Annotated in this window: 14 protein-coding genes and 1 pseudogene; 8 read left to right on the forward strand and 7 right to left on the reverse strand. The window is 40.4% G+C overall.

All coding sequences use genetic code 11. From position 1 onward, the window contains the following. Positions 1-4 precede the first annotated feature (4 nt). Positions 5-3,373: a glycosyltransferase family 117 protein gene (locus HYG79_RS04250; protein ID WP_179240923.1), complete on the forward strand. Its 3,369-nt coding sequence runs from the start codon at positions 5-7 to the stop codon at positions 3,371-3,373. On the opposite strand, the gene HYG79_RS04255 is transcribed toward HYG79_RS04250, so the two are convergent. The 3 genes from HYG79_RS04255 to HYG79_RS04265 all read right to left on the reverse strand — a co-directional run bounded on the left by HYG79_RS04255 (position 3,370) and on the right by HYG79_RS04265 (position 5,767). Then, complete coding sequence (locus HYG79_RS04255; RefSeq protein WP_179240924.1) at positions 3,370-3,666, reverse strand: thioredoxin family protein; 297 nt, start codon at positions 3,664-3,666, stop codon at positions 3,370-3,372. The genes HYG79_RS04250 and HYG79_RS04255 overlap by 4 nt on opposite strands. 92 nt (positions 3,667-3,758) lie before the next feature. Next, positions 3,759-4,988 carry a metallophosphoesterase gene (locus tag HYG79_RS04260; RefSeq protein WP_179240925.1) on the reverse strand — a complete coding sequence of 410 codons (1,230 nt, stop codon included), beginning with the start codon at positions 4,986-4,988 and terminating at the stop codon, positions 3,759-3,761. 56 nt (positions 4,989-5,044) lie between these two features. Then, on the reverse strand, positions 5,045-5,767 hold the full coding sequence (locus HYG79_RS04265; protein ID WP_179240926.1) for a copper homeostasis protein CutC: 723 nt from the start codon (positions 5,765-5,767) through the stop codon (positions 5,045-5,047). A 40-nt stretch (positions 5,768-5,807) separates the two neighbouring features. On the opposite strand from HYG79_RS04265, the gene HYG79_RS04270 reads away from it, so the two are divergent. From HYG79_RS04270 to HYG79_RS04280, 3 genes are all read left to right on the forward strand, one after another. Next, the gene (locus HYG79_RS04270) at positions 5,808-6,803 is read left to right on the forward strand and encodes an isoaspartyl peptidase/L-asparaginase family protein (RefSeq protein ID WP_179240927.1); all 996 of its coding nucleotides are present in this window, start codon (positions 5,808-5,810) and stop codon (positions 6,801-6,803) included. Positions 6,804-6,918: 115 nt separating this feature from the next. After that, positions 6,919-9,753, forward strand: coding sequence for a DNA polymerase I (gene polA, locus HYG79_RS04275; RefSeq protein WP_179240928.1), 2,835 nt, complete (start codon positions 6,919-6,921; stop codon positions 9,751-9,753). Between the two features lie 127 nt (positions 9,754-9,880). After that, complete coding sequence (locus HYG79_RS04280; RefSeq protein ID WP_179240929.1) at positions 9,881-10,210, forward strand: T9SS type A sorting domain-containing protein; 330 nt, start codon at positions 9,881-9,883, stop codon at positions 10,208-10,210. Between the two features lie 64 nt (positions 10,211-10,274). Here the strand turns inward: HYG79_RS04280 and HYG79_RS04285 are convergent, their stop codons facing one another. After that, complete coding sequence (locus HYG79_RS04285; RefSeq protein ID WP_179240930.1) at positions 10,275-10,778, reverse strand: lipocalin-like domain-containing protein; 504 nt, start codon at positions 10,776-10,778, stop codon at positions 10,275-10,277. Positions 10,779-10,944: 166 nt separating this feature from the next. Beyond that, the gene (locus HYG79_RS04290; protein ID WP_179240931.1) at positions 10,945-11,436 is read right to left on the reverse strand and encodes a lipocalin-like domain-containing protein; all 492 of its coding nucleotides are present in this window, start codon (positions 11,434-11,436) and stop codon (positions 10,945-10,947) included. Between the two features lie 391 nt (positions 11,437-11,827). On the opposite strand from HYG79_RS04290, the gene rplM reads away from it, so the two are divergent. From rplM to tsf, 4 genes are all read left to right on the forward strand, one after another. Beyond that, complete coding sequence (gene rplM, locus HYG79_RS04295) at positions 11,828-12,283, forward strand: 50S ribosomal protein L13 (RefSeq protein WP_179240932.1); 456 nt, start codon at positions 11,828-11,830, stop codon at positions 12,281-12,283. 6 nt (positions 12,284-12,289) lie between these two features. Continuing rightward, positions 12,290-12,676 carry a 30S ribosomal protein S9 gene (gene rpsI / locus HYG79_RS04300; RefSeq protein ID WP_179240933.1) on the forward strand — a complete coding sequence of 129 codons (387 nt, stop codon included), beginning with the start codon at positions 12,290-12,292 and terminating at the stop codon, positions 12,674-12,676. A 241-nt stretch (positions 12,677-12,917) separates the two neighbouring features. Next, on the forward strand, positions 12,918-14,084 hold the full coding sequence (gene rpsB / locus HYG79_RS04305) for a 30S ribosomal protein S2 (protein WP_179240934.1): 1,167 nt from the start codon (positions 12,918-12,920) through the stop codon (positions 14,082-14,084). An 81-nt stretch (positions 14,085-14,165) separates the two neighbouring features. Then, entirely contained in the window at positions 14,166-14,990 is an 825-nt protein-coding gene (gene tsf, locus HYG79_RS04310) for a translation elongation factor Ts (RefSeq protein WP_179240935.1), read from the forward strand. Positions 14,991-15,275: 285 nt separating this feature from the next. Here tsf and HYG79_RS04315 read toward each other — a convergent pair. Then, positions 15,276-15,695, reverse strand: a pseudogene (locus HYG79_RS04315) (carboxypeptidase-like regulatory domain-containing protein); the annotation flags it as partial. A gap of 202 nt (positions 15,696-15,897) precedes the next feature. After that, the gene (locus HYG79_RS04320; protein ID WP_179240937.1) at positions 15,898-17,151 is read right to left on the reverse strand and encodes a serine hydrolase domain-containing protein; all 1,254 of its coding nucleotides are present in this window, start codon (positions 17,149-17,151) and stop codon (positions 15,898-15,900) included. Positions 17,152-17,218 lie beyond the last annotated feature (67 nt).

A 17,218-nucleotide genomic window follows, 5' to 3' on the forward strand; every position in this document is an offset into this window, starting at 1 on the left:
TTACATGTTCGCAAAAAACTTCGACAAATGGGACACCATCCTAGGATGGGTTGTTTTTTTTATAGCCCTTGTTACATATGGTATTACGGTAGAGCCCACAGGTAGTTTTTGGGATGCTGGGGAATACATCACCACCTCGGCCAAACTACAAGTAGCACACCCACCGGGAGCACCGCTTTTACAAATGATAGGTGCTTTCTTTTCTATGTTTGCATTGGCAGATGACCAAGTGGCCCGTATGGTAAATTACGTTTCGGGCGTATCAAGCGCTTTTACCATCTTATTTATGTTCTGGACCATTACCAACCTCACACGAAAACTTATAAAAAAAGGTGAGGAAATTACCAGCAATGGTAAGGCTATGGCCATTTTTGGAAGCGGTATCGTGGGTGCTCTTGCATTTACTTATTCGGACAGCTTTTGGTTCAATGCCGTAGAGACCGAAGTATATGCCATGGCCAGTTTAATTATGGCCGTTCTTTTATGGATGGGGCTTAAATGGACGGATAACCTCGACAACCCCAGGGGCAATAAATGGATCGTGCTCATTTCTTTTGTTATAGGACTTACCTTCGGAGTGCAGTTTATGGGTTTTTTGGCCATCCCTTCAATTGGTCTTTTGTATTATTTTAAGACCTATAAAACAACCACGGTAAAAAACTTTTTGATCGCCAATATCTCGGTAGTCGCTATTTTAATGCTGGTCTATAAATTTTCATTGACCTATGTACTCAAATTTTTTGGCTGGGGCGAGGTCTTTTTCGTCAACAGCATAGGATTACCTTTTAACTCTGGGACGATTATTATAGGACTGGTCTTTGCTGCCGCATTTTATTTTGGATTACGATACACGCGCAACAATGATTATAAGACGGCAAATACGATAGTACTTTGTTTGATGTTCCTGTTTTTAGGCTTCTCCTCTTGGTTGATGCTGCCCATACGTGCCAATGCCAATGTTGTGGTCAACGAAAACAATCCTGAAGATGCCAGGGCGCTTTTGGCATATTACAATCGGGAACAATACCCCGGTGTTGAGAGCCCGTTCTATGGGTCTTATTATTCGGATATGTTTGCTCCTCCGGGAGAAGATATCGATGAAAAGCCCAAATATGAAAAAGACCTAAAATCGGGAAAGTATATTATCGTAAACAAGTATAAAGATGCATTACAAGGCCCAAACGATGATCATATTGGATTACTCCCCAGATTGTGGAGTGATCAAAATGCTGAAAATTATATGAAGTATTTTGACCCGTTGGACTTCACCATAAAACCCGAATATTTGGGCAACCAAGAGCTACAGCAGGCCGTTGGTCAGTTTAAGGAAGGGTATGAAAAGGGAGAATTGGATGCTGACCAGTACATTCGTTTTCTACGTGAGTTCAGCGATTACATTGAGGTACAGCCACCTACTATATGGCAAAACGTAAAGTATATGTTCCAATTTCAGTTTGGATACATGTACTGGCGTTATTTTATGTGGAATTTTGTGGGCAAGCAAAATGATATTCAAGGCAGGTATGATGAGAATGGTAACTGGCTAAGCGGTATCAACATTTTGGATAGTGCACGTTTGGGCAGTCAAGATAACCTACCTAGTGATATTAAAAACAATAAAGGTAGAAACACCTATTTCTTCCTGCCTTTGATATTGGGAATCATAGGGTTGGTATTTCAGATTTCCAAAAACCCAAAACAATTTTGGGTACTTTTTGTATTCTTTATGTTTACAGGTATAGCGATTCAATTTTATACCAATCCGGGTATTTTTCAACCACGGGAAAGAGACTATTCGCTCGTAGGTTCTTTTTACATTTTCGCATTGTGGATAGGATTGGGGGTATACGGGCTTTTTGATGAGTTCAGAAGGTTCGTCAAACCCAAAATATTGGCCCCTGCGATAACCATAATATGCCTATTAGCGGTACCAGTAGTAATGGCCTACCAAAATTGGGACGACCATGACCGCTCGGGAAGGTTTACCGCAAATTCAACGGCAAAGGCCTATTTGGACTCGGCGCAGGAAAATGCCGGAGCCATATTGTTCACCATCGGCGATAACGATACATTTCCTTTATGGTACGCTCAAGAAATAGAAGGCCATAGGACCGATGTTCGTGTCGTCAATACCAGTCTTTTCGCAACAGATTGGTATATAGACCAAATGAAGCGAAAAGCATATGAGAGCGACCCTATACCATCACAATTAACGCACGATAAATATAGGTACGGTACCCGTGATGTCATTTATTACCAAGGATTATCCGAAAAAAGATGGGACATCAAGGACTTTATGAATTGGATCGAGAGCGACAAACCACAGACCAAGCTTAAGTATATTTTCGAAAAACAAGGTATCGATATTAGTCAATATTCCGAAAGCACTTTGGATATCGTATACTACCCAACATATAAAATACGAGTACCTGTAAACAAAAAGAACGTTTTGGAAAGCGGTTTGGTCAAACAGAAGGACTCCGCACTTATCGTTGATTATATTGACATTGATCTGCCTCAGAGCGCATTACCCAAAAACCGGATTTTAATGTTGGATGTATTGGCCAATAACGATTGGAAAAGGCCCATTTATTTCTCCGGGGGAAGTTTTGACAAAGCAGAATATATTTGGATGAAAGATTATCTACAATTAGATGGTCTTCTGTATAAATTGGTCCCGATAAAGACGAAAAATTCCAGTCCGTACGAAATGGGACGAATCGATAGCGACTTAATGTATGATATCGTTAAAAAATGGGAATGGGGCAATTCGGGAAGTCCAGACATTTATCATGACCCACAGACCAGGACCCAAGGATTATCTTTCCGGGGAAATTTGGCAAGATTGACCGAAACCCTTATCAATGAAAACAAAATTGACAAGGCCAAAGACGTTATCAATATCGCCATGAAAAATATGCCTTTGGACTATTACGGTTTTTATGCATTTGTAGAACCTTTTGTAGACGGTTATTACAAAGTAGGGGAGAAACAAAAGGCCAGGGAATTGTACAACGGCCTAAAAAAGAAGTATCAAGAGCGATTGGAATATTATGCGAACGTTCCCTTGGACGAGCAGTATGACAATATTGATGACATTATTGGCGACATGGAGGGTTATCGAAGAAATATCGATATTCTCATTACCAATAACGACCGGGAATTTGCAGAAAAAGAGACGCTAATATTCAATGAATATATTGATCGTTTCAATCATTTTTACAAGGATACCGATTTGGAAGAAGAGCTATCAACGCCACCAATGGGCAATCCGGATATGATGGACACTATACCTATTTCCGACACCATTAATATGGATAATACGATTATTGAAAGCGAGATGGATTCGGTTTTGCTCCCAAATGGCAACTAAACATATTCGTTAAGGATACCGATAAGGGTATTGGCATCTTGTTCACCGCTTTGGCGCCATACCATTTCTCCTTTTTTATAAATCATCAAGGTAGGTAAACCCTTTACGCGCAATGCTTGGGACAGTTCTTTATTCTTGTCCACATCAATTTTTATGACTTTGCCCTTATCGCCCAAGGCTGCGGCTACATCCCGTAACACAGGGTGCATTGCCGTAGATTGCTCGTTCCATTCTGCGTAAAAATCCAACAGTACAGGAATTTTCAAATCTATGAGTTCACCAAATTTAGACATACCTTAATCATTGGGTTATTGACCAAATGTAATAAAAAATGTTAAATACCGTCGCAAGCACTTTAGATTAAGCCCTTCTTACCGAGTTAAATTCATGTTAAGGATTTCTTTTTGAGCGTGATTACTGAAATTTCTGGCCAAATACCTACCCTACCCGGATAGCCTAAAAAACCAAAACCACGGTTCACGTTAATATACTGCCCTAGCTCTTCATAAATACCGGCCCAGTATTTATAACGCCATTTTACCGGGCTCCATTTTATCCAACCGGGGATTTCTATGCCAAATTGCATGCCATGGGTATGACCGCTCAAGGTCAAATGATAATGGTGCTCATCATGTATGACCACATCTTCCCAATGACTGGGGTCGTGGCTCATCAAAATTTTAAAATCATCCTTGTGTATGATCGAGACGGCTTTTTTTAGGTCACCAGCTTTTTTAAAACCGCCCCTACCCCAGTTTTCAACTCCTATCAAAGCAATTTTATCGTCCCCTTTTTTGAGATACCTATGCTCGTTCAACAACAGGTCAAACCCCATTTCACGCTGCAGGTTTTTCAAATCGTTCAGATTTTTTGCTTTGGCGGCATCTGATTCCCACTGTACATAATCCCCATAATCATGGTTTCCCAGCACGGAAAATTTACCGTCCTTAGCCCGAAGTCCAGAAAAAAGTTCGGCCCAAGGTTTCATTTCCTCGGCCTTGTTGTTTACCATATCGCCCGTAAAAAGAAGGGCATCGCTATTTTGTTCGTTGATCAGGTTTATGGCATATTCAATTTTTTCCCTGTCGTCAAAACTGCCACTATGCACATCTGATATTTGCGTGATCTGATAGCCGTGAAAGGCGTCGGGCAAATCGTCAAACTCCAAATTGTACTTCAATACCTTAAAATTGTATTTGCCCTTATACATACCAAAAAGTAATGCACCAAAGGGCAAAGAAGCTATACCTAAAGCCATAAGGCTCAAAAAACGCCTTCTGGCCGGCACGCTGAATTCCCTTGACTCACCAAAAATTTTATGATAGGTGCCGGCAATCAATCGGTATATGTCCTCTGAAAACAAAAAGACTATGGTAACCAGGTTAAAAGCTATCATGGCCAGCAAAAAGCCGAACGCATAACTTTTGGCCACGCTCAGCACCCTGCCCTCTTGCTCCCCGAACGTGAACTGGAATATAAAGTTACCGATGACAAGTAATGAAATCGTTATATACGCATAATGTACCCAAGGGAAACGACTGGCCGCCTTTAAGCCTTGCAATACATATATACTGATTGCAATATAAATGGAAATGAAAATAATCCAACGGAGCATATTGTCTTTTTTACAAAGATATTTTTTGAAACGGCATGGCCGTACCCTTTTACGTTTTATTTAACGGTACTCACCACATCCCTGATGACATCAAAATGAGATAACCCGATGCCGTCGTCATGCAAAAATGTGGGAGAGTTCATGGAGACTTTTGGAATTTCATCCAATGTTTTTTCAAAACGGACACCTGATAAATGAATGGCTTCAAATTCTTTTTCTTTGAATTGATGCACATTTTTAGGGTTGATACCCGAGCCCGGCATAATTTTACACGTTGATGTACTCTGGTGCAGTTCGTGCAATAAACCGATACCTTCCAGAGCGGATTTTTGCTGACCCGATGTCAATATATAATCAATCCCCATTGCTTCTAACCGCATTGCCGTTTCAAACGGGTCTTTGACCCAATCGAAAGCCCTGTGGAAAGTAAAATTAAGGCTTCCCGAAGCCTTTACCAGTTCTTCCGTCCTTTCTTCGTCCAAAGTAAAATTGTTATGCAATACCCCGGAAACAATACCATGAAAGCCCATTTCAACGCAAAGGGCTATATTTTTTTTCATAATATCGAAATCAACATTTGAAAAAGTAAAATCTCCGCTTCTAGGGCGAATCAATACATGAACGGGAATTGTAACGCGTTCCCTGACGGCTTTTAAAAGTCCGTAGGAAGGGGTAATTCCACCAACGGCCAACTCTGAACAGAGCTCAATACGGTTAGCTCCCGCTTCTTGTGCATTCAAGGCAGATTCTAAAGAATTGGCACAAACTTCTACAAGCATATTCTTATATTTAGCCATCTAAAAGTAAACAACCCGACCGATGAAACGAAGAAAGTTCTTAAAAAATTCCGGTGTTGCAACAGCCGGAATAGTTTCTACCCCTTTTTTGACTTCTTGTAAAAAAGATACCACCAAGAAAACAGTGCAAGTAAATGATTCAAAAACCATACGCCCCATCGTAATTTGTACATGGAATTTCTTGAACGCTTCTGCAGAAGCCTGGGAAGTTTTGAATACCGGTGGAAGCTCCTTGGATGCCATTGAACAAGGTGTTATGGTAGAGGAAAATGATGTAAACAACCAAACGGTTGGTACTGGTGGTCGCCCCGATAGGGATGGTAACGTGACCTTGGATGCCTGCATTATGGACAAAGATGGTAATTGCGGTGCTGTTCTCGCCATGCAGAACATAGCCAACCCTATTTCTGTAGCCCGCAAGGTAATGCAGGATACGCCCCATGTGATGTTGGCAGGTAAAGGAGCGGAACAGTTCGCTTATGAAAAAGGGTTTGAAAAAACAGACCTACTTACCGAACAATCCAAAAAAGAATGGTTGGAATGGAAAAAAACCTCAGAATACAAACCTATCATCAATATTGAAAATCACGATACCATAGGTATGTTGGCCATTGACAAAAACGGAGACATTGCAGGGGGTTGTACTACGAGTGGCATGGCCTATAAAATGGCAGGCCGTGTAGGCGATTCCCCGATTATCGGGGCAGGGCTTTTTGTAGACAATGAAGTTGGTGGGGCCACGGCTACGGGAGTTGGCGAAGAAGTAGTACGAACGGTAGGCAGTTTTTTGATTGTTGAGTTAATGCGACAAGGAAAATCGCCCCAAGAAGCTTGCGAGGAAGGGGTTAAACGCATTATGGCCAAAAATAAGGAACGTAACGATTTCCAAATCGGGTTTATTGCCATCAATAAAAAAGGAGAAACAGGCGGGTATTGCATACAACCAGGTTTTAGCTACAGAACATATTCGGGCGAAGGGCATGTGAACAACCCCTCTGACAGCTTTTTAAAGGCATAGCGACGCTGGGAACTTTAATACTCAAAAACAAAGCGTTCCACTTCTTGCGTTCAATATCTTATTTCTTTTCAAAACAAACTTTGTACTTTTAACCTCGCACTTTTAATTTCTAAAGATGGCAGACCAAAAAAGACTTTTTTTACTTGATGCATACGCATTGATATTCCGCGGCTATTATGCCCTTATCAAAAATCCAAGAATCAATTCCAAAGGCATGGATACTTCGGCCATCATGGGATTTATGAACTCGCTTTTTGATGTCATAAAACGGGAAAAACCGGACCATTTGGCCGTATGTTTTGACAAAGGAGGAAGTGCGGAGCGTACCGAGATGTTTCCCGAATACAAAGCCAATCGTGACGAGACCCCCGATGCCATACGTATTGCCATACCCTACATACAAGATATTCTCAAAGCCATGCATATCCCATCTGTGGTTTTGGAAGGTTGGGAAGCCGATGATATCATTGGCACACTTGCCAAACAGGCCGAAAAAGAGGACTACAAGGTTTTCATGGTAACCCCGGACAAGGACTTTGGGCAGTTGGTCTCCGAGAACATCTTTATGTACCGTCCGGCCCGTATGGGTAACGGCATCGAAATTTGGGGCATTCCCGAAGTCCAGAAACGCTTTGGCGTGGAACGCCCCGAACAGGTCATAGATTATTTGGGGATGATGGGCGATGCCAGTGACAATATTCCCGGATTGCCCGGAGTAGGTGATAAAACGGCCAAAAAATTCATTGAAGAATTTGGCTCTATGGAAGCGTTATTGGCCAACACCGATAAATTAAAGGGCAAAATGAAGGAAAAGGTCGAGGAAAATGCAGAATTGGGCCTTCTTTCCAAAAAACTGGCGACCATTTGCATTGATTGCGATGTAAAATTCAATGCCAAGGACTACGAAATGTCTATCCCCGATAATGAAAAAGTTCAGGAAATTTTTGAAGAATTGGAATTTAGAAGGCTCAAAGATCAATTCTTGAAAATATTTTCCGGCGATGAAGATACGGCGCAAACTCAAGTTACAAGTAGCGAAACCGCTAAAAAAGTCTCTACATCTGCTGGCAGTGGTCAATTCTCTTTGTTTGGTGGTGATGGGGCCTCGCCGGCCACGATAAAAGATACAAATAGCAGAAATACGATAAAAGATATTCCCCACGTCTACCAAAGCGTTGCTCCCGGAATGGCCATGAAGCTCTTTTTACAGAATTTGATGAAACAGACTTCAGTATGTTTTGATACGGAAACAACAGGGTTGAATCCGTTAACGGCCGAACTGGTCGGAATCGCTTTTTCATGGGAGGCTACAAAAGGATTTTATGTACCGTTCCCGGACGATAAAAATGAAACACAAGAACTTGTAGAACAGCTTAGACCATTTTTTGAATCGGAAAGCATCGAAAAAATAGGGCAGAACCTAAAATATGATATCAAAGTACTTCATAAATACAACGTTCAGGTAAAAGGGAAACTCTTTGATACCATGCTGGCACATTACCTCATCAATCCAGATATGCGCCACAATATGGATGTACTTGCCGAGACCTATCTAAATTATACACCGGTTTCTATTACAGAACTCATTGGCAAAAAAGGGAAGAACCAACTTTCTATGCGTGATGTTGCTTTGGAGAAACAAACAGAATATGCCGTAGAGGATGCGGATATTACCTTTCAGCTGGCACAACATTTTAGACCCGAACTGGCCGAAGCCAAGACTGACGGACTCTTTAATGATATTGAAATCCCACTATTACGGGTGTTGGCCGATATGGAGTTGGAAGGCATCAATTTAGATAAGGAATTCTTGAATTCACTTTCCAGCGATTTAAACAATGACATCGCCGAACTTGAACAAAAAATATACAAAGCTGCCGGGCAGGAGTTCAATATTGGCTCACCAAAACAATTGGGCGAAATCCTTTTTGATAAATTAAAACTTGTTGACAAACCCAAAAAGACAAAAACGGGGCAGTATTCCACCGCAGAAGATGTACTTTCTTATTTGGCCAAAGACCATGAAATTATTCAAAACGTTCTGGACTACCGCGGACTTTCGAAACTAAAGAGCACGTATGTTGATGCACTGCCGGAACAGGTAGAGCCATCCTCAGGGCGTGTGCATACTGATTACATGCAGACCGTCGCTGCCACAGGCCGTTTGAGCAGCAATAACCCTAATTTACAGAATATTCCTATCCGCACCGAACGTGGTCGGCAGGTGCGAAAGGCCTTTGTCCCACGCAACGAAGATTATATTTTGTTGGCTGCGGATTATTCACAGATAGAACTCCGTATCATCGCCGCTCTGAGCGAAGAGGACACCATGATACAAGCGTTCAAAAACGGAGAAGATATTCATGCTTCAACCGCATCACGGGTTTTTAATGTACCCATTGGACAGGTAACCCGTGAACAGCGAAGCAATGCCAAAACCGTAAATTTTGGCATCATATATGGCGTATCGGCTTTTGGCTTGAGCAACCAGACCGATCTTTCCCGTGCGGAATCAAAAGAGCTTATCGATACTTATTACAAAACGTACCCTAAGCTTCGTAACTTCATGAGCGAACTGGTAGACTTTGCCCGTGACAACGGCTATGTACAAACCGTTTTAGGAAGGCGTAGATATCTAAAAGATATCAATGGGAGTAATGCCGTGGTGCGTGGCGCCGCAGAACGCAATGCCGTAAATGCTCCTATTCAGGGAAGTGCTGCGGACATCATCAAAATTGCGATGATAAACATTCATAAAAAGTTATCCAAAGGCAATTACAAATCAAAAATGCTTTTACAAGTGCACGATGAATTGGTTTTTGACATCTACAAACCAGAATTGGAAGAACTGAAAACCTTGATTAAAAATGAAATGGAAAGTGCCTATACACTTGCAGTGCCTTTGGACGTTGAGTTGGGGTCAGGTGATAATTGGTTGGAAGCGCATTGATTTAAAATGTTAACATACGTTAATTAAATGGTTTAATATTGTCTTAAAGAAAGTTCACAACAATAAATTGCCAAATAAACGGTATGCCCGTAGTTTTATTACTATAGTTATATATTATATTAAGGTTATGGGAAAATCGTTTTTAATATGCAGCCTATGGTTATTCTCGGTTTGCATATATTCGCAAGCAGACCCGAACACAGAAATAGCAGAACCTAAAAAAATAAGAGTGTTTCCAAATCCGGCGACTGATGTGGTCAACATTTTGGGGTTGCAAAACAGCGATGATGCCAATATTACGATTTCTGACGTTTACGGTACCGAAGTTCTAAAACACCAATGGGAAATAAGAAAAAATGCATTAAATATACCTGTAGCTAATTTAAAAAAAGGTATTTACATTATCTCTATACATTCCATTGAACAAAAAATACAGACGAAGTTTTATAAAAATTGAAATTATACAATATTGTAAAGCCCCGATGAATTTCATCGGGGCTTTACAATTATTAGGGCCACATTTAATTTCTTTTGAAAATAGCTTTTGCTCCCTGTAAGTTGTCATCGTTAACCACCTCTGCTGGGATAGTTAATGTATTACCGTCTAACTCAATAGTTACGGTTTCTTGGGTTTGGTCTTCATTGATAAAAGTCAATTGATCACCTTCCAAATTCCATACGGAACTCTCCGTAACTGAATTGGCGGGGCATTCTATCAAAAGTCCGCTTCCATCAGGTTTTACATCGCGACCTGTTTCGGTAAAATCTTTAGAAGTAGCGGTAACCGTATCATCATCCTTAAAGCTAAAGGTTAAGATCTCACAATCTTGGGCAACCAACACCTTGATAACATCGTTGGCTAGTTTTATTTCACCTGATGCGTCGATACCGTTTAAATCCAGTTCAGAAAAACTCCATGTACCTACTATGGAGTTTTCGGCCATCTCCATGTCGTTATCGTTGTCAGAAGAGCACGAAAAAGAAAGTACAGCAGTAAAGAATACTACTAATGTAGTGTGTTTCATAATGGTATATTTGATTATTTTGGATTATCTATAACGTAAAAAATTTGATTATGGTATACCTTGCCCAAATCTGGACAGACCTTTTTTACCATTACATGTATAATAATGGACACATCAAGCTCAAATAACTATTTGTTAGAGCTTACGGTAGGCGTAAATACAGTGCTTATTGTTTTGTAAAGACTACGTCTGCTCCCACGAAATCATCCGAGCCCACATCTTCACCGGCAATCGTCATAGTATTGCCATCTAAGTTAATCTCTATGGTTTCCTCCATATCTTCTTCATTCACTATGGTAAGCTGATTGTCGACCAAGGACCAAGTTGAATTAAAAATATTGCTTTCATTGGGACAGTTGACCTCAAAACCATTTACACCCGTAGTGACTTCCAGATTTTCAATTTTGTCTCTAGACTCTAGGGTACCGTCTTCACTAAAAGTAAATACCACGATTTCGCAATTATCTGCCAAAAGAGATTCAATGGCCAAGGCGGCAAGCTGTAATTCTCCCGTATTGGCATCATTGTCCAAGTTAATGTCCGACATGGACCATGTACCCACAATTGGGCTTTCATTTGGCCGGGCCCCATTGTCGTCGGATGAACATGAAAAGAAAACTATGGCTACTGAAAAAAGAAATGGAAAACTGTACTTCATATCATTTTATATTATTGGTTTTTTTCTAAGTAAATACGTAAAATACTCGCTATCGGATGTATAACGAATATTGTTTTATACCTCTATAGATAAAAAGAGCGGGTATCTTACCGTAAGGCTTTGAATCAAAAATAAGCTTATCAACATTTCTTCTACACATTTAATTGAAAAAACCAATATTTTATGAGGCTTGTTACAATAGGCAATCTATTTTAGTCTTTTTTAATAAAAAGAACACTGGTAAAAAAATAGAGCGTTGAAAACATGGTGTTTGCAAACCATAAAAAAAATAAAAATATTCAGTTACCAGCATTTGTAATTCAACTTAATAATTGTACATTTGCAGCCCGTTTAACGGAATTGTAGTATAAAATCAGTAAAAACAGCAGTAGTGGATACATTAAGTTATAAAACTGTTTCAGCCAATAAATCAACTGCAGATAAGCAGTGGTTATTGATTGATGCCGAAGGAGAAATATTAGGGCGTTTTGCTTCTAAGGTCGCAAAATTGTTACGAGGTAAGCACAAGCCAAGTTTTACACCTCATGCAGACTGTGGTGACAACGTTATTGTCATCAATGCTGAAAAAATCCAGATGACCGGTAACAAATGGGACGAAAAAAAATACCTGCGCTACACTGGCTATCCAGGGGGACAAAGGACAACTACTGTAAAACAACTTTTGGATAAAGACCCTGCCCGCATTGTAGAAAAGGCAATCAAGGGAATGCTACCCAAAAACAGGTTGGGTGCGGAACTTTTCAGAAACCTTAAAGTAAATGTCGGTAGCGAACACGGGCAAGAGGCACAAAAGCCTACCGTGTTCAACTTAAAAGATTTTAAATAATAGTATATGGAAGTAATTCACAAAATTGGCCGTAGAAAAACTGCTGTAGCACGTGTGTATCTTTCTAAAGGAAAAGGTAACATTACCGTTAATAAAAGAGATTTAGCCGATTACTTTACCACGGCAACCTTACAGTACAAGGTAAAGCAACCCTTTACATTGACCGATACTGTTGACGATTACGATGTTAAGGTAAATGTTTTTGGTGGCGGTATTACGGGACAGGCCGAAGCTGTACGCTTGGCCCTTTCAAGAGCAATGTGTGAAATAGATGCCGAAAACCGAACTGTTCTCAAACCAGAAGGTCTGCTTACAAGAGATCCAAGAATGGTAGAACGCAAGAAATTTGGTCAGAAGAAAGCTCGGAAGAAATTCCAATTCTCCAAACGTTAATACAGAATTATCGGGTGCTCTTTTCAAGGGCACTTTTGTTATATATTTAACCAGTTCATTGAAAGCCCTTTTTATGGGCAATTAAAAAAATCCCACTTCCAAATAAACTTGGGAATTAGATTCAGGTAAATACCGAAACTAGTTTGGGTAAATTAGTTTAGCATCTAAATGATAAAGGCTTTTCGTTGTACGAAATACCACTTTACCATTGCTAATTCAAAAGAACGTAAACTAAATTAAAATGGCTAAAAAAGTCGAAGTAAAACAATTATTGGAAGCAGGTGTGCACTTTGGCCACCTAACACGAAAATGGAATCCTAACATGGCGCCCTACATCTACATGGAGCGTAACGGAATCCACGTCATTAACCTTTACAAAACCGTAGCAAAAATGGAAGAGGCCAACGAGGCCCTTAAAAAAATTGCTGCATCAGGGCGTAAGATATTATTTGTTGCCACCAAAAAACAGGCTAAGGATATCGTTGCCGAAAAAGTATCTAACGTAAACATGCCCTACATTACCGAAAGATGGCCAGGCGGTATGTTGACCAACTTCGTCACTATCCGAAAAGCCGTCAAGAAGATGGCATCAATAGATAGGATGAAAAAGGATGGTACGTTCAATACACTTTCTAAAAAAGAACGTTTACAAGTAGACCGTTTACGTGCTAAATTGGAAAAAAACTTAGGTTCTATCTCTGAAATGACTCGTTTGCCGGGTGCTTTATTCATCGTTGATACCATGAGAGAGCATATCGCCGTAAAGGAAGCCTTGAAGTTGAACATTCCGATTTTTGCAATGGTCGACACGAATTCAGACCCAAGAGATATCGACTATTTGATACCATCCAATGACGATGCATCAAAATCCATTGAAATTATCATGGAGCAAGTGACCCAAGCGGTAGCCGAAGGTCTAGAAGAGCGTAAATCTGATAAACAAGCCGAAAAAGAAGGTAAAGAAGAGCCTAAGGCGAAAACCGAGACCAAAAAGGAGGAACCAAAAGAAACCCCAAAACCTACCCCTGCCAAAGTAGATACCAAACCTGCTCCCGTTGTGGAAAAGGTACCGGAAGTAGAAGTTGATGTAGAGGCGACCAAGGAGGCGGTAGAAAAAGAGAAAAAAGCTCCAAAGAAGGCAGCTAAAAAAACCGATGCCGATGATTTGACCAAAATTGAAGGGGTTGGCCCAAAAGCCGCTGAAGCTTTAGCCAATGCAGGAATGGCAACCTTTGCCGATATCGCAAAAGGAGACCCAGAAAAAATCAAAGAAGTCTTGACCGAAGCTAGTTCAAGAATGGCTCATTTAGATCCAACTTCATGGCCCAAACAAGCACAAATGGCTGCCGATGGTAAATGGGACGAGCTAAAGGAGTGGCAAGAAAGCGTTAAGGGAGGGGTTGAATAAAATTCACCACCTTTAATCAGATTGTAAAATTCAAAATAAAATTTCCTGCTGTTGTGGGAGAAAATTAAAGAAAACATTATTATGGCAAAGATTACAGCCGCAGAAGTAAATAAATTAAGAAAGACTACCGGTGCCGGTATGATGGATTGTAAAAATGCTTTGGTCGAAGCAGAAGGTGATTTTGATAAAGCAATTGAAATACTTCGTAAAAAAGGACAAAAAGTTGCAGCCAAAAGAGCGGATAGAGATTCATCCGAAGGTGCTGCGATTGCCAAGGTAAGCTCAGATAACACCAACGGTGTTATCATTTCATTGAACTGTGAAACCGATTTCGTCGCCAAGAACGATACTTTCGTAACATTGGCCAATGAATTGGCCGACCTAGCTTTGGGCTTCGATAGCAAAGAGGCATTTTTGAGTGCTGACTTCAAAGGGATGTCGGTTCAGGATAAATTGACCGAACAGACCGGGGTAATCGGGGAGAAAATCGAAATTGGTGGATTTGAAAAGCTCACGGCACCATTCGTAGGATCCTATATTCATGCAGGCAACAAGATTGCCGTTCTTACAGGACTTTCTGCTAATGTTGACGGTGCCGAAACCGCTGCAAAAGATGTAGCAATGCAAGCTGCCGCAATGAACCCTGTAGCATTGAACGAAGACGGAGTTGATCAGTCGGTTATCGATAAGGAAATTGAAATCGCTAAAGATCAATTACGCCAAGAAGGAAAACCTGAAGCTATGTTGGATAATATAGCCAAAGGTAAATTAAAGCGTTTTTTCAAGGACAACACTCTTGTAAATCAAGATTTTATTAAAGATAGCAAGCAAAGTGTTGCGCAATATGTAAAATCTGTTGATTCTGATTTAGAGGTTACCGATTTTAAGAGAATCGCTTTGGGATAGGCAAACTATCAAACTAACTCAAATGACAACCGCCAAGTTTGAACTTGGCGGTTTTTTATTGATCAAAATTCAATACGGTAATTCAAAAAAGGAATCAATTCCAATTGTAAGCTAGTTTCTACCTGCCCCGTTTGCCCATCAAAGAATATATTGTCGATATTTTCCCTATTAATTTTGAATATCCAACGAAATTCCGTGCGATGCCTTAGGTCTGTTCAATCTATAATAAATACGGTGTCCAAACGAAAATAATCATCTAGCTCCAATGTATTTCGCAGCTTTTGGTCAATGCGAACCTGGCCCATAGTTTCTATCGGAATTGGTCACTACGGCAAAATGCAATGCCATTCGATCGGGATCGCTCACACTTGCCGGAAAACGTTTCGTCTCTTCAACACTAAAGGAGCGTGCACTCACAGTTGCCAATTTATGGTTGGGTAAGATATTGTCGGTAGGAGCCCTTAAAATCAACTCTACCCATAGATTCAAGGCCTCTGTAAGATTTACCGTTATATCAACTTCCTTCTCCGATACAATCAAGATTTCCGAAACGATAAAATCTTCATACCCGATGTACGTCAATTCAAATGAAGCTCTACCCACTGGGATATTTTCCAATCTAAAAAAACCAAACTCATCTGTTATCGTACCCTTGGGTTCATCCCCGTTCAATGGTAATATATTTGCCCCCATCAAGGGAGCTCCGGTTTCGCAGTCAACATCTTATCCTTTTACGGTTTGCGTTAAGGTCTGCGAATAAGATAATGATAAGGTAAGTAATAGAACTAAGGCAAATAAAACACTTTCTTGAGTATTGATCATGTATTTGGTCTTCGGTCAATATCCCAATATTAAGCGTAATTGGCAAACCTATTGTTACAAACACTAAAAAACCATCCGAACAAAATTAATTCACATGTAGTATGGCCTTATTCACAAGTTCAGGGAACCGCTCTCTTAAACGAAGCGGTCTATACGGCGATAGCTGAATCATCAAAACATAAGCCAATTCTTGTTTAGGATCAATCCTGAAATAGGTGCCCACGGCACCGCCCCACCCATATACGCCCCGATTACCACTTGGTTCATAAGCAGCTATTGAAAAACCTAGCCCAAAACCTGTTTCACCTAACATTAAATGCAATGGTAGCTCTTGATGTTCACGTACTTCGTTCAAATGATCCTTGGTCATTAACACCAATGTCTCCGGCTTTAGTATTTTTACTCCATTCAGTGTGCCATCGTTCAAAAGCATTCTACAAAATTGTAAATAGTCATGCATTGTCGATACCAATCCGCCCCCACCAAGAAAAAGGGTCGTTTCTTTAACAAACCTGCTTTCTTCTGGATTTTCAGCGACGACCAACCTACCGTTTTCCCCAACTCGATATCCTACGGTAAGCCTATCTATTTTATCCTTTGGAAGTTCAAAATGTGTATCGGTCATTAGTAACGGCGTGAGAATATGCGTATCAAGGTATTGATTCAAGGGTTCTCCCGAAAGGACTTCGACCAAATAGCCACAAACATCAGTTGAATGTCCATAGAGCCAATTGGTACCGGGCTCAAAATATAAGGGAAGCTTACTCAGCTTGGTTACAAACTGCTTTAGGTTATTGGAATTTGTTATTTGAGCCTGCGTATATAGTTCGTTTATGTATGTATTCTCACTTCTACCATAACCAATTCCCGAGGTATGCCGCAGCAAATCGATAATTCTTATAGGATTTTTAGCAGCCCTTAATCCATCTTGCCCAGAATACACCTTCATATTTTCAAATTCGGGAATATAGCTATGAACTGGATCATTTAGTTGAAATTTTCCTTCTTCATAAAGTTGCATGAGGGCTACCGAAACAATTGGTTTTGTCATAGAAAAAATTCTATAAATACTATTTGGAGATAAGGGTTTTTTGTTTTCAAGGTCTGCATAACCATAGGTATCAAAATGCACCAATTTACCTTTACGTAGAACTGCGGTTTGTATTCCTGCCAACTCTCCTACATCGACGATTTTATGTAGACAGGAGTCCATTTGTCGTAGTCGTTCGCTCGACATTCCGACCGACTCCGGCTCAACCAAATCAAAACTGTTTTGTGCTCGACAACCTATAATCTGTAGGCCAACAACCAAAATGAAAAAAATCGTAAGTTGTTTCATTTTCATAAAAATAAGTCCACCAATTTAAAAGTGCGCATATTAACTATTTGTACCACAAAGAATTCTT

Source organism: Costertonia aggregata, assembly GCF_013402795.1.
GTDB classification, from domain to species: domain Bacteria; phylum Bacteroidota; class Bacteroidia; order Flavobacteriales; family Flavobacteriaceae; genus Costertonia; species Costertonia aggregata.